Annotated in this window: 14 protein-coding genes and 1 pseudogene; 8 read left to right on the top strand and 7 right to left on the bottom strand. The window is 63.5% G+C overall.

The annotated features are described in order from the left end of the window. Genes AC1DBQ_RS09475 through AC1DBQ_RS09485 form a run of 3 tightly spaced genes read right to left on the bottom strand, consistent with a single transcriptional unit; the run spans position 1 to position 2,672 of the window. On the bottom strand, positions 1-939 hold the full coding sequence (locus tag AC1DBQ_RS09475; protein ID WP_476928259.1) for an amidohydrolase family protein: 939 nt from the start codon (positions 937-939) through the stop codon (positions 1-3). After that, positions 939-1,631: a 4-carboxy-4-hydroxy-2-oxoadipate aldolase/oxaloacetate decarboxylase gene (gene ligK, locus AC1DBQ_RS09480; RefSeq protein WP_476928260.1), complete on the bottom strand. Its 693-nt coding sequence runs from the start codon at positions 1,629-1,631 to the stop codon at positions 939-941. Before ligK ends, AC1DBQ_RS09475 begins: the two co-directional genes overlap by 1 nt. Before the next feature lie 12 nt (positions 1,632-1,643). Further along, entirely contained in the window at positions 1,644-2,672 is a 1,029-nt protein-coding gene (locus AC1DBQ_RS09485; protein WP_476928261.1) for an amidohydrolase family protein, read from the bottom strand. Positions 2,673-2,817: 145 nt separating this feature from the next. Here AC1DBQ_RS09485 and AC1DBQ_RS09490 point away from each other — a divergent pair, with 145 nt between their 5' ends. Further along, positions 2,818-3,723: a LysR family transcriptional regulator gene (locus AC1DBQ_RS09490; RefSeq protein WP_476928262.1), complete on the top strand. Its 906-nt coding sequence runs from the start codon at positions 2,818-2,820 to the stop codon at positions 3,721-3,723. A 300-nt stretch (positions 3,724-4,023) separates the two neighbouring features. Here the strand turns inward: AC1DBQ_RS09490 and AC1DBQ_RS09495 are convergent, their stop codons facing one another. Then, on the bottom strand, positions 4,024-4,674 hold the full coding sequence (locus AC1DBQ_RS09495; protein ID WP_476928263.1) for a nucleotidyltransferase domain-containing protein: 651 nt from the start codon (positions 4,672-4,674) through the stop codon (positions 4,024-4,026). A gap of 645 nt (positions 4,675-5,319) precedes the next feature. On the opposite strand from AC1DBQ_RS09495, the gene AC1DBQ_RS09500 reads away from it, so the two are divergent. From AC1DBQ_RS09500 to AC1DBQ_RS09530, 7 genes are all read left to right on the top strand, one after another. Beyond that, entirely contained in the window at positions 5,320-5,658 is a 339-nt protein-coding gene (locus AC1DBQ_RS09500; RefSeq protein WP_476928272.1) for an IS3 family transposase, read from the top strand. Positions 5,659-5,770: 112 nt separating this feature from the next. Then, positions 5,771-6,322: a GNAT family N-acetyltransferase gene (locus AC1DBQ_RS09505; RefSeq protein ID WP_476928264.1), complete on the top strand. Its 552-nt coding sequence runs from the start codon at positions 5,771-5,773 to the stop codon at positions 6,320-6,322. Between the two features lie 630 nt (positions 6,323-6,952). Next, positions 6,953-7,432 carry a hypothetical protein gene (locus tag AC1DBQ_RS09510; protein WP_476928265.1) on the top strand — a complete coding sequence of 160 codons (480 nt, stop codon included), beginning with the start codon at positions 6,953-6,955 and terminating at the stop codon, positions 7,430-7,432. A 140-nt stretch (positions 7,433-7,572) separates the two neighbouring features. After that, positions 7,573-7,806: a hypothetical protein gene (locus AC1DBQ_RS09515; protein WP_476928266.1), complete on the top strand. Its 234-nt coding sequence runs from the start codon at positions 7,573-7,575 to the stop codon at positions 7,804-7,806. 224 nt (positions 7,807-8,030) lie between these two features. Next, the gene (locus tag AC1DBQ_RS09520) at positions 8,031-8,723 is read left to right on the top strand and encodes an MSMEG_4193 family putative phosphomutase (protein ID WP_476928267.1); all 693 of its coding nucleotides are present in this window, start codon (positions 8,031-8,033) and stop codon (positions 8,721-8,723) included. 24 nt (positions 8,724-8,747) lie between these two features. Further along, a complete protein-coding gene (locus tag AC1DBQ_RS09525; RefSeq protein ID WP_476928268.1) occupies positions 8,748-9,302 on the top strand; it encodes a DUF3090 domain-containing protein in 555 nt (184 codons plus the stop codon). Beyond that, the gene (locus AC1DBQ_RS09530) at positions 9,302-10,069 is read left to right on the top strand and encodes an SCO1664 family protein (protein WP_476928269.1); all 768 of its coding nucleotides are present in this window, start codon (positions 9,302-9,304) and stop codon (positions 10,067-10,069) included. Before AC1DBQ_RS09525 ends, AC1DBQ_RS09530 begins: the two co-directional genes overlap by 1 nt. A gap of 435 nt (positions 10,070-10,504) precedes the next feature. Here AC1DBQ_RS09530 and AC1DBQ_RS09535 read toward each other — a convergent pair. The 3 genes and pseudogenes from AC1DBQ_RS09535 to AC1DBQ_RS09545 form a co-directional block, all read right to left on the bottom strand. Further along, positions 10,505-10,732 (bottom strand): annotated as a pseudogene (locus AC1DBQ_RS09535) (HutD family protein); the annotation flags it as partial. Positions 10,733-10,740: 8 nt separating this feature from the next. Further along, positions 10,741-10,863 carry a HutD family protein gene (locus tag AC1DBQ_RS09540; protein WP_476928270.1) on the bottom strand — a complete coding sequence of 41 codons (123 nt, stop codon included), beginning with the start codon at positions 10,861-10,863 and terminating at the stop codon, positions 10,741-10,743. A gap of 100 nt (positions 10,864-10,963) precedes the next feature. After that, positions 10,964-12,232, bottom strand: coding sequence for a neprosin family prolyl endopeptidase (locus AC1DBQ_RS09545; RefSeq protein ID WP_476928271.1), 1,269 nt, complete (start codon positions 12,230-12,232; stop codon positions 10,964-10,966). Positions 12,233-13,698: the final 1,466 nt, after the last annotated feature.

A 13,698-nucleotide genomic window follows, 5' to 3' on the forward strand; every position in this document is an offset into this window, starting at 1 on the left:
TCATGCTCCTTCGGGCCAGTAGAGGCGGCGCGGGTTGTCCACGAGCAGCTTCTGCTGGAGCTCGGGCGTCGTCGCGATCTGTGGGATGTAGTCGACCAGCAGCCCGTCGTCGGGCATGTGGTCCTTGAGGTTGGGGTGGGGCCAATCGGTTCCCCACAGCACGCGGTCGGGGAACTCCTCGACCACGCGTCGGGCGAACGGCACCACGTCGGTGTAGGCGTGCTGTTCGCCGTCGAGAGCGTGCGGGCCGGTGACGGACAGGCGCTCTGGGCAGGAGACCTTGGTCCACACATTGGTGTTCTCGCGCATGAAGCGCAGGAACAGTGCGAACTCAGGGCCGTCCGGGTCCTTGGACACGTCGGGTCGGCCCATATGGTCGACGACGACGTCGGTCGGGATCGCGGAGAAGAAGTCGTAGAGCTCCGGCAGGTCCTCGGCCTCGAAGTAGATGACCACGTGCCAGCCKAGCGGCGCGATCTTCGCKACGATCTCCTCGAGCGAGTCGGTGGGCACCCGGTCGACGAGGCGCTTGACGAAGTTGAACCGGACCCCGCGGACGCCGGCCGCGTGCAGCTCGGCCAGCTGCTCCTCGGTCACGTCGCGGCGGACCGTGGCGACGCCGCGGGCGCGGCCGCCGCTGCGCTGCAKCGCATCGACCAGTGCCCGGTTGTCGGAACCGTGGCACGTCGCCTGTACGATCACGTTGCGGTCGAATCCCAGCTGGTCTCGCAAGGCGAACAGCTGCTCCGCCGAGGCATCGCACGGGGTGTACTTCCGCTGAGGTGCGTAGGGKAACTGCCCGCCCGGCCCGAACACGTGGCAGTGCGCGTCGACCGCGTCGGCCGGCAGGCGGAACGTAGGCTTGGTGGGGCCGTCGTACCAGTCGAGCCAGCCCTCCGACTTCTCGAAATCTCCGGTGGTATCGCCGTGTGTCATCATCAGTTCTCCATGTATTCCAGGCCGGCCTTGGCGAGAGGCTMGCGCATGCTGTAGATATCCAGGCCCAAGACGCMTTCACGGAACTTCACGCGTTTGGCTTCCTCGTTATCCTCGCGCTTCTGGCTGGCGTCTGCCACCGCTCCGACAAGCTCGCGCGGGACAACCACGACGCCGTCGACGTCGGCCACGACCACGTCGCCAGGGTTCACCACGGCGTTTGYGACCACTACGGGGATGTTCACCGATCCGAGGGTGGCCTTGACCGTGCCCTTGGCGTTGACAGCGCGGGAGAACACCGGGAAATCCATCTTCTCCAGATCGGCGACGTCGCGGACCCCACCGTCGATCACCAAGCCCTTGCAGCCGCGGGCGGTCAGCGAGGTGGCGAGCAGCTCACCGAAGAAGCCGTCCTCGCTTTCGGTGGTGCAGCCGGCGACGATCACATCGCCCTCCTGCACCTGCTCGGCCGCGACGTGGAACATCCAGTTGTCACCGGGCTGCAGCAGCACGGTCACTGCCGGACCACAGAGCTTGGCGCCGGAGTAGGCCGGCCTGATGTAGGGGCGCAGGAGCCCGACTCGCCCCATCGCCTCGTGGATAGTGGCGACGCCGAACTGCGAAAGCCGTTCGACGTCCGTGGGATCCGGACGTTCGATGTTGGTGCGGACGATGCCGAGGTTGTTTAGTCGCATTTGATGGTCCTCTCAGAGGCCGCGCGCAGTAAGGGCGCGGTCAAGCCGTGGGTAGACACGGCGGGCGTTGGCTTCGAACACCTGCGCGCGCTGTGCATCGTCTAGGTTCGTGGTGGCGTCGACGTACCGCTTGGTGTCGTCGAAGTAGTGTCCGCTGCGCGGGTCGACGTCGCGCACGGCGCCGATCATCTCGCTCGCGAAGAGGATGTTCTCGGTCGGGACGACCTTGGTGAGAAGGTCGATGCCTGGCTGGTGGTACACGCAGGTGTCGAAGAACACGTTGTTCAGCAGGTGCTCCTCGATTACGGGCTTGCCCAGCGCCATTGCGAGTCCACGGAAGCGCCCCCAGTGGTAGGGAACGGCGCCGCCGCCGTGAGGGATTACGAGCTTCAACTCGGGGAAGTCGCGGAACAGGTCGCCCTGGAGCAGTTGCATGAACGCGGTGGTGTCGGCGTTGAGGTAGTGCGCTCCGGTCGTGTGGAAGGCCGGGTTGCACGACGTGCTGACGTGCACCATCGCCGGGATCTCGTACTCGACGAGTTTCTCGTATATCGGGTACCACGAGCGATCGGTCAGCGGGGGGGACGTCCAGTTGCCGCCGGACGGGTCGGGGTTGAGGTTCATGGTGACGGCGCCGAGTTCCTCGACGGCGCGAGTAAGCTCGGCAACGCTCGTCGCGGGATCCGTACCGGGGGACTGGGGGAGCATCGCCCCCATTAGGAAGCGTTCGGGGTAGAGCTCGCTGACGCGGGCGCACAGGTCGTTGCAGATCCGGGCCCAGGTCTCGCTCACAGCGAGGTCTCCGATGTGGTGCGCCATGAACGAGGCACGAGGGCTGAATACGGTGACGTCGCTGCCGCGCTCGTTCATGAGCTTGAGCTGGTTGGCCTCGATGGTCTCACGGATGTCGTCATCGCTGATGCGCAGGGTCGCAGGGTCAGGAGCGTCCGCGCGTCCTTCAGTGAATGCGATCTGCAGATCACGCCAGGCTCCGAGCTGTGTTGGAGCTGTGGTGTAGTGGCCGTGGATGTCGATAATCACGCGTGTCGTCCTTGTCACTGGGTGTAAGCGGTGCGAGAGCAGCTGCACGTCGTTGGATCAGTGCTGCCCCAAACTGACTTTAGGGGTGTTTGCCACCGTGGTCCAATAGATATGCAAAGACGGAGCCATAGATAGAATCTATGGCATGACGTTCACCGACCTCAACCAGCTCCRGACATTCGTCACGCTCTACGAGCTGCGCAGCGTCACGGGCGCCGCCAGGCGACTGCACGTGACACAGCCCACGGTCAGCTATTCCCTGAAGCGGCTCAGGGAGCGGTTCGGCGACGAGCTGTTCCGTCGCGAGGGGAACGACATGGTGCCGACCGCGAAGGCGACGCAACTATTTGGGCCCCTACACAACGCCTTGGCACAAATAGACGCGACCGTCATGGGATCGGACGTGTTCGAACCGACCGGATTCAGCGGCGAACTCGTCCTCGGACTCACCTCGATCGGCGAGCAGACGTTCCTCCCACCGATMATGAGCGCCCTTGGGCGGGTCGGCGCCGATCCGCGAATACAGGTAGAACGGCTCGATTCGGACGAGGTCGAGAGCGGGCTAATCCGCGGCACCATCGATCTGGCATTGACCGTGTCGCGGATCGCCACACCGCGGCTGTGGAGGACGCACGTGCGTTCGGTCGAATACGTGGCGCTGTCCTCCGGGTCGCATCCATTGCCCGCGACCGGGCCTGACATGTTCGAGGGGAGGCGCTTTGTGCGGGTCTCCGCCCGTGGMGGGCACGTCTATCCTGTGCAGGCGCTGACCGAACACGACTTGATGTCCCAGGTCGTGCTGACCATGGAGGAATACGGCACCGTGCCCGCCGTGCTCGAGGCGACGGATCTGGTCGTCCTGCTGCCTCGACATGTAGCGGGGGTGTTCTGCGGCTGGTTTCCCGGCCTTCGCATCGMCGAGCTGCCCTGGTCCGGGCAGAGCACGCCGGTGGAGTTGTACACGCGGCGCGAGGCCAGCCTCTCGCAGGCGCAGCGATGGTTCCGCTCGCTGGTGCTTGATGCGGTTGCGGCGGATGAATACAGGTCCTAGTCGTAAGCGTCTGCGGGCGTCTCAAAATCGGACAGGCCGCTCACGCTGCATCGGCGCAACTGAAGAGGTCGGTGGGGACGGTGCGACCCGGTGTCGCCAGTCGACCTCGAGATTGTGAGGTTCTTGTAATGAAGGCAGCTGTTATTCACGGCACTGGCAGCATGACCTGGGAGAAGGCCTGACCATGTCCTGCAGGGTGCTACCACTCGCTCTTGAGAATTGGCTGGATCGTAGGCCACCTCATCGACGCGACAGGCAGGGCAGCCAGGCTCCCCATCGCCGGCCGGCCCAAGCGGAGCGCTAGCGTTTCGTCCTGTTCCAGCTGGCCTTACCCGGAGCGAACGGGCTACGCACATGGATCGACCATGACGAGTGCGGGTGGATCGTCAGAATCGCGTGCTCCCACCAGGCGCGGGCTTCTTTTGAGAGCTCCGGTAGAACCGCATCCTTGTCGGCGTCGTCCTCCGGACGGGGACGCAGCGCCTTMCAGACCAGCTGCACCTCGGGCGCCCCGGTCGGGATGCCGTCKACGTCGATCACTGCACGATCCCACGGCAGTTGCAGTCGGGGATCTCGGCGATAAACCCAGACGTGATCCGTGCCGTCCTCGACGTCGATCTGCAGTACCCATGCGCCCGTCGCGTCGTCATGGATACGGATCGGCTGCAGATCGGCATCCATATCAGCCTCTGCCCAAGGGAGAACGCCGTCGCCTGACGGAGCCCACGCGCTAAACGGCGCCGGCAGGTCGTGCACCAGTTGGGGCAGGTCGGCGATCGTCGTGCTGACATCGACATTGTCGTGCTTGCGAGTGTTAGTGCCGAGCCAGTGGTCGAGCGCCACCCCTCCKGACAGCCACCAACGCGCCGATGACGGCCCGAGCAGCTCCGCTATGACTCGCGGGGGCAGGGGTTCCCAGCGCGTCGCGAGGGTGGGTGCGGATAAGGCCATGGCTCAAGGCTACCCGTAGGCGGCTGTGGTTTGTCGAAATGGCATTGGGATCGAACCCACCTGTCCGTGAACCGTCCCGGGTTTGATGCCGCTATCTTCTCTGAGAAAGATAGTGATTATGCCCAAGCAGTTCCCTCCCGAGGTCCGTGACCGTGCAGTGCGCATGACCATGGACCGGTTGTCCGAGTACCCGTCTGTTTTATGCCGTCTGCAAGGCACTGGCGCCGAAGCTCGGAGTCGGTGCAGAATCGCTGCGCCGTTGGGTTGTTCAGGCCCAGGTCGATGCCGGTGAGAAGACCGGACCAGGCAGTGACGAGCTGGAGGAAATCAAGCGGCTTCGGGCTGAGGTGCGGGACTTGAAGGAGTCCAACGAGATCCTGAAACAGGCCTCGATTTTCTTCGCGAGGGAGCTCGACCCTCGCCGCCGCTGATCTGGCGGTTCATCGACGAAATGCGGGCTGTTGGTTACGCGGTCGAGTCGATCTGCGCCGTCCTGCGGGAGCAGTGCGTGCGGGTCGCCGCACKAACCTACCGGGYGGGGAAGAAACGCCTGCCGGCCCTGCGCACCCTCGAAGACGCACGCGTCACCGACGCGCTCCGCAGCTTGAAAGTCCCTGATGTGAAGGGACGCCCCCGGCCGAGATCATCTACGGGAGGCGGAAGATGACGCAGTGGCTGCGCCGTAACGGCTTCCCGGAAGCCTCCAAACACACCGTGGACCGGCTCATGCGTCCAGAGGGCATGAACGGACTGGTCCGAGGCCGCAAGACCCGCACAACGATCCCCGGCAAGGACGGCCGCCGCGCAGGAGACCTGCTGGTCCGGGGCTTCACCGMCCCGGCCCCGAACCGTACTTGGCTCGGTTCTGTGGTTCTTGGTTGGGCGCAGAGAAACATCCAGTTCGCGTCTTCGCGATCAAGCGAGATAGCGGGCGGGCGGGACGCAAGCTTTCCCGCTCAAGGCACCCGGGAGTTGTTCCGTTAATTCAACTCGACCCCACCGGGCAGGGGGCTGAAGGCGGAAAAGCCCACTCTGTCCGGCATGATCGGGTGAATCTTGAGCAGCACGGGCCGATGACCACGACGATAATCGACGTATGACTGAGCACTTACCGTCCTGGCCGACCACACCACCGACCTACGGTTCAGTCGTTTTGCGCGAGTTCACCGACGACGACGTACATCTCGCCTTCGAGCTGGGGGATGATCCTTACGTCCCTCTCATTGGCAGCCTTCCCGCACTCCCCACGGCGCAGCAGGCTTTGGAGTGGATTTACCKGCAGCGCGGCCGGTTCGCCGAAGGAAAAGGGCTGTCCTTCGCCATCGCCGATGCCGAGTCCGACAACGCCGTCGGTGCCATCGGACTGTGGCTTCAGAACATGTCGGCCGGCCGCGCGACGGTCGGCTATTCGGTTGCCCCCGCGCACCGGGGCCGCGGGATCGCCAGCAGCGCGTTGAAGGCACTGACCGCGTTCACTTGGACCATCCCCACTCTGCACCGGATCGAGCTGTACATCGAGCCGTGGAACAGCAACTCAAGTCGCGTTGCCGAGGCATCTGGTTTCCAGCGGGAGGGCCTGCTCCGCAGCCACCAGGAGATTGGTGACTCCCGGCGCGACATGCTGCTCTACGCGACAACGCGGCCTTGACCCTATCTTGGCTGTTGGTGTTCGTTTCTGCTCAGCCGGAGTGTCGCAGCAGGGTCCGCTTTCGGAATCGTGAAGCGTCCCGCAGCAGGTTCCCGAAACGGAACGCTTCGGATCCGTTCTGYCTGCGGGCGGGGCCAGCCAAACTCGCTTGTACTAACGAGGTTGGGGGAACCGAAATGAGTACGCCTATGGTGCCGGCTCGCACGTCAACTGCTCGACTAAACAAACTGGCCGTTGCGGCCATCATTTTCGCCGCCATCGCTGCATCAGGATTCTGGGTATTCGGCGTCGCGGTTCTCGCTGTATTTGCAGTGGGGGCAGGACACGTTGCCCTCAATCAGATCCCTCTAAGAGGCGACCGAGGCCGCGGGCTAGCCATTGCTGCCCTGGCCATTGGGTATGGCATAGCCACACTGGCATTGATCAACACTCTGGGGTTCATACCGAGCGCGGTCCAGCAGATCTCCATTTAGTACTGCGGCTGACGAGCCTAGCCTCCAGCCTTKACCCTACTTCCTTGGGACTACGGCAAGGACTTACACGAAAAGGGTTGCCGTAACGGGATCMACTATCGGACGGCCGCACGCTCGGCACGGGCGGGAAGCTTTTGCGCATCGGTAGGCTAAGCCCATGGCATTGGRGGATGCGGCGCAGCCGCAKGCAGTTCGGTCACACAAGGTGGTCCTGGATGCGTACGCGTTCATCAAGGGCTGGCTCATCGCCACCTCGCTCTGGGTGGGAGTGCTACTGCTCCTGGTGGCGGCAGGCTATGGCGTACGCGCCGCGCGGGACGGCACCGACCCCGGCCACGTGTGGGGCTTTTTGGGCATGGTGATTCTGTATGGCTTCGGAGGTTCGTTGGTGGTTCCGGCGCCATTGGCCTGGGTGTCGGCCTATCTCTTGCGCCCGGTCCGGAATCAGTGGATCCACATCGGGGCCTTTTTCGCGGTGCCCACCCTCGTGTTCTGGTTGCTGGGAAGCGTCTTGGGCTTCGGCTGGCAACCCTGGCTGCTGATCCCGTGGGCCACTGTTGGCGCAGCGGCAGCCATCGGCCGTTGGGCAATCCGCAAAGACGTCGTTGCCTCGAATTCTGCAGCTAACCCGGCCTGACCGCCCGTTGCACGATCCCCAACGGGACGCCCCTGGGGCGTCGCTAACGGGGTTGGCCGCGCTTGTTAACCGGTGCCTCCGCCGGAGTTCGTCCCACGGCGGAATGTGTACGCACGACTTCGTGGTGCAATACTGCGTTGATGAACATCCTCGAGTGGTGGCCTCTGGTCGACGCGGAAACACGCGACTGGCTCGTTGAGCACAACGGCGAACMGCTGMCGCMGAATGTAATCGCCGACATCATGGCAGTTACGGGCGGCACGACCGATTCTGAGTGGTGGGCTGGCGAATCAGCAGACGGTCMCCAGCTTTCCGACGAGGCCGTGGATTGGATCGAGGCTGTCGCCAACGACGAGGAGCCGACTGCCGGCTGAAATGTTCTGCTGCGTCCTGCTGAGGGTTCCCCTCAGCCTGGCCAGTCGGTTGGCGGCTTGGCTTCGAGGGCGGGTTGTAGGAATTGGTAGGCCTTGCTGCAACGGCCTTCCCACCTCTTAACCCGCCGCCGCAGCCATTATTTCGCCGTCATCGCCGTCTGCATGTTCGGCGCGCGACCCGGTACGGTTCACACCGCCATCGAGCGGGTGGTTAGGCTGGGTGGATGGCGACAGTTATTCTCGTGCGGCACGGCCGCACCACAGCCAATGCCACTGGACTGCTGGCCGGCCGGGCCGTCGGCGTCAGCCTGGACCAGATCGGGCGCGACCAGGCGGCTCTGACCGGAGACCGGCTCGCGGCCGTGCCCGTAGTCGGGGTGGTGTCGAGCCCTCTTGAGCGTTGTCAGCAGACCGCCCAGCTAATCCTCGATCGCCAGGCTGGCACGCCGTACGCGCCGGTCGATCTCGATCTCACCGAGTGCGATTACKGCCAGTGGCAGGGCCGCACTCTCAGTGATCTCGCGACCGAGGATTTGTGGCCGGTTGTGCAGTCGCAACCGTCCGCCGTCGTCTTTCCCGGAGGTGAATCCATGGCCGCGATGCAGGCTCGGTCGGTGGCAGCGATTCGACGCCACGATGCAGCCTTCGAAGCCGAGCACGGGCCAGGGGCCGTGTGGGTGGCGGTGAGTCACGGTGAMATCATCAAGTCAATCCTCGCCGACGCGCTCGGCATGCACCTTGACCTGTTCYAGCGTATTAACGTGGGCCCCGCCTCAGTATCGATCGTTCGCTACGGCGCTAGTCGGCCGAGCGTCTACGCTACCAACACCGACGCGGGTGATCTGTCGTGGCTGTCGAACGGCATCCAATCTGGCGACGCGCCGGTGGGTGGCGGTGCAGGGCAAAAGGCGCCATGAACCCCATGTGCCTAAAATACTGACATGCCTACACGTGTTCACGAGTTTGCCTGGCCTGATCGGGTCGTCGTTGGCACCATTGGCCTTCCGGGGGCGCGCACGTTCTACCTGCAGGTGCGCGCAGGGACGCAGATGGTGAGTATTGCCCTGGAGAAGCAGCAGTCGGCTCTGCTCGCGGAGAAGATCGACGAAATGCTCGACCAGCTCATCACYGTCGAGGGCAACCCCTTCAGCGTTCCCACGAGTACTCCCATTGAACTTGTCGACAATGACCAGCTCGAGGCCGTTCAGGAGCAGTTTCGAACCGGCGCCATGAGCTTAGGTTGGGACCCAACCACGGCCCAGGTCCTACTAGAGGCCTACCCCATCACCGATGTCGATGCTGATGACAACGACGAATCGCTTGATGAGGACGGCGCTAACGAGCCCGAAATGCTGCTGGTGCGAATGCCGGTCGGCACCGCCCGAGCGTTCGCCAAGCGCACCCGTGAGATCGTGGGCGCCGGGCGTCCGACGTGCTCCCTTTGCGGTTACCCCATAGACGCCGACGGGCACATCTGCACCCTTCCCGAGGTCTGATGCCAGCGCCGGACCTAGTGACCGCCGAGCTGACTCTCACCGGCCGCATCACGACGGCTTCAAACGCTACATTTCTGGGCAGCATCGGCGACGCGGTGGTCGTCTATAAGCCGATCGCAGGCGAAAGCCCGCTGCGGGATTTTCCCCACGGCACCCTGGCTCACCGGGAGGTGGCCGCCTACCTGGTCTCGCAGGTCTTCGGCTGGGACGTCGTGCCGCACACCTGGCTGCGCGATGKTCCGATKGGCGAAGGAATGGTGCAGCTCTGGCAGGAGCAAGACCCCACCCAAAGCGCCGTGAACCTGGTCGCGACGGACCACGTGCCGGAGACGGGCTGGAAACACGTTCTCGAGGGACGAGATGAGAACGGACGGATGGTCGCCCTCGTTCACGAAGACTCGCCAGCGCTCAGACGCATGGCGGTGTTCGACATCATCGTCAACAACGCCGACCGCAAAGGCAACCACATACTTGCCATGACGGACGGACACCKGCACGGCGTGGACCATGGGCTCACCTTTCACCGTGACCACAAGCTGCGCACGGTGCTGTGGGGATGGCTGGGACACGCTCTGACCGCCGAGGAACGCGACGGCATCKATCGCGTCAGCGAAGGACTGCACGGTGGGCTGGGCCGAAACCTGGCGGACTTGCTCAGCKCCGAAGAAATCGCATCGCTCGCCGCGCGCTGCGCCCGGTTGCGCTTGGCAGGGCGGTTTCCGGCTCCGAGCGGTGAGATGCCGGCGGTGCCCTGGCSGCTGTTCTAAGGGAATTACGGCTACGGGCTTCCCAGACTGTGTCACGTTGATGGCATGKAGCTTAAGGTAGCGACGGAGCTCATCATTMCTGAGCGCGAGCTCGGCTGGCGATTTTCCTAAGAGCCAGGCCCCCGGCCGGCAACCCTCTGTTCCGAAGGTTTGGGCGACAAGAGATACATCAACTGTCACCGGGAATTCGCTGCCCAAACGCCGATAATAGCGCCTATGTATCCCGCGTTGTTGGTCCACCGGAGGTGGAGACGACCCGCCCGGGGGGCATCCCCCTAGGACTGCCGAAGGTTTGGTTGACTCCTGGCCTGTGAGTATTAKCCTCGGGGGTGGATCTGCGGGTACTAATAAACGCTGCATCCTTTCGAAGTGGGGTGCAGCGCTGGGGGAGGCCTTTGGTGGCGAGAATTGGGGGTGTGGACAGTGTCCACACTTTGGGTCTCGGAAGGCACGCTGTGTGATGAGGTTGATTACCGAGGTTGGTCYAGTGGCCAAGCTGACTGACACGTCCGCTTCTCCTGGGAATGACTCGCGTCGACCGTGCGTTGCGGTAAGGCATTCCCCACCGATTTTCATGTGAAGGCATCCGAATGAAGCGATMAGAAAGTGCCTGTCAGCGCCGGAAAATTTCGAGAAAGCGTCGTCTTGGTCGATGTCGGCCACGCTGAGCCTTATCGGAAGCCGGACGACGCTGCCGGAGCCGGATCCACGGCGACTTCCCGGGTGGTGCCTGCCCCGTTCTTCCAGGGGATGCGGTGCAGGCGGGCGGTGCGGACGATGGAGCGCTCGGGCACGAGAAGGCGCGAGCTTTCTTCTGACGCCGGTGCCGACGCGAATGGTCATCCGACCGGCCCGTCGGCGACCCGGTGGCCGGTCGAGGGCCCCCGCCCGCCGTCAGCAGTTGCCGTCCGGGCCGCCGAACCAGAGCGTTTCATTCCAYGGGGCTGCGTACATGACAACCTCGGCCGTGTAGCAGGCAGGCCAGCCCTGCGAGGGAGTCAGGTTGGCGTCCAGCATCGCGCCGCCCTGTGGCGGCCAGTAGCCGATGGTCCGCTGGTAGGCCKCGTGCTGCCACCTCTGGTTGGCGAACTCGCCGCTTCCCATCGGCGGGAAGCTTGTCGTCCCAGTGGTCTCGCCCCCGTAGTCGATCTCGGTGGCGTTCTTCGTCAGGGCGCCGCCCTGGTAAAGGGTGTCGGGGTAGTAGCCGATGGCGTTGGCCCCCTGCGTGCCGTTATAGTAAAGCCACCACCGTCCCCCGGTGTGCCAGTAGGCGAGCTCCATGACGTATTGCGATCCACCCTTGACGCTGATGGGAGCGACGGCCATCGCTGGGGCGAACGACGCCGACGTCTGCACGAATGCCCCACAGGTCAGGTTGTAGCAACCAGTGGACCCGTAATCATCGGCCGTCCAGTACGTGAACAGATGGGGCCGCGAGTCGTTATACATTTGGGGATAGACCTGCCATCCGCACTCKATCGTCTGAAGATTGGCGCCGCTCCCCGCGACATACCAGTGCTGGGAGAGCGAGAACACTTGATTGGCGCCAATGGCCGGCTGCCATACGTTCAGGTAGCTGTGACCACCACCGTTGTTCACGTTCTGATAGGCATGGGCCCAACGGTGCGTCACCGGAACGGTGGCCGGTTCAGACGCCCGKGGAGGGCGGCCCGCCCCCCGAGGGCCCTTTGCGAAAAAATCCTGCAAGGTCTCGAATCGGGTGAGTGTTTCGAGTGTGACGCGCCGCATGGGGATGGTGCCCTCAGGGCAATGCATGACATTCCCGTGCCAATCTTTCCGGTCCGGATCGAGGGGAGAGGCCACAGGGGAGTCGACGCGCTCGTCTTCCCCGGCCGCTGACTCCGTTCTTGGGCGRCTCTCGAKCGGAGGCAGATCTGGGGCCGTGGGCACTTTGTCGGATGAACCCCTCAGCGCGGGCTGCTGCTCCAGGGGAATGCAGTCGTAGATCGCCCCGGACTCATCCACGAAGCTGTGCTGAGCATCGACGTTCTMATAGAGCCCGACGATGTGCGCCTTCATCTCGGCGAACGCGTCCTTGTGAGCGACTCGGCTCCCGGGCATCAGCGCGAAGTTGCGGTGCTTCTGGGCCTGCAGCGAATCGAGATAAGCCGACAGGGACGGGATTCCTCGCGGATCAGGCATTTTTCTTCCTCACACTTGACGAGATTGAATACGTTCKAACAGGCCAGTCGTAGGATGGCGAAATGGAACACGAAGAAAGGTATATGGGGCGGCGATTCGTCGTGACGACGAGACAGACGTCCACGGGGGAATGGTCCTACTCGGCGGAGATGGCCGACACCGGGCGGAGGGCTCCTCTCGTCGAAGACCCGAAAACCACATATTMCTCCGAGGAGGCGGCGGCACGCGCTGGCGTCTCTGCGGCCGCAGGCGCGATCGACAGAGCTCGGACGACTCGCGGAAAGCCATAACATTCCTTTGCGCGACGACGCTGGTGCCACCTCGACGAGGTTCCACGAGCAAGTATCAATACCTTGGTGTGCCACAAACGGTGGAGGGCACGACGAGTGGGCKATCGTGGTTGAAGGCGGCGTTGCGGAGTTGATGAAGGGTGGCCCTTCGGAGTCGCCCTGCACGGGGTGCCACTATGGTTTTCGCCCGGCGGCGGGGCGATAGTCTACTGGGCTTGGTCGCTCCGCACGGCGCAGCAATGACCTCCAAGTGATTCACGACTTTCCCGCCTTCGCATACGACGTGGACTAAAAACTCCACATAGTAGAAAATGTGTTTTCTCGCATCCCAAGTTTGAAAGAGTCGCTCGACTTTGCGTCTCATGTGCGGCATTTACGAGATCCCAATCGAACCCTAGAGTGCGTGGCGTTACTGGACCGTTACTCCCTGCCGATGCCCCATTTCATTGCCCGTGACGGGGAGAACAACCGGTTCTTCAACATGTCCTTGGCCCGGCGCCATAATGCTCGAGGTCCTGGACGCGGCCGAGGCCGACGTGTCCGCCGCCGCGTCGACACGGTCCTAATGGCGCCCGGCGAAGCGGGGCACAAGTGAGCCAGGAGTGAGCGCAGGATCGTGTGTGCACCCTGCCAACCGCGTCTCCTCGAAGCTTGGGCCGGGCGCCGCGGCCGTATTGCGACGCTCCGGCTGGACTAGCGKTTCTTGCCGTTTCCCTGGCGCGGCACCAGGCCACCGAACATCCTGCGCGGTAACGCTGATGTAACGCCCCGGGCGTCTAATTGTGTCGTTTAGAAAGAACACCAGGAGGACCGGAGCCCGAAGACGGGGAGCGGCCGAAGACGTCGAGGTTTTAATGAACGAGTTTCTTGATCCCCAGCGCTCTTCAGATCCACCGCTCCGATTAGGCACCCCTGGTCTGAGTAGCCTCAACCCCGACTGACATCATGGCTCAATTCACAAGCCTCCGGTCAGAGCCCGGACCCGGGCTGATGGCCACCAATCGTTGAACAGTAGGTCCGCAATTCCGAAGGAGAACTGACATGATTGAGCCGGATTCATCATCAAATTTTGCGCCTGGAACCGTCCCGGACGGCGAGTCGAGCTCGGCCGAGACAACCGGCCGGTACATCGTCGTCTTTGCCCAGGACGACACGAACGCCTCGGCGGTGCTGGAG

The organism is Arthrobacter sp. 10T413_2 (assembly GCF_056394205.1).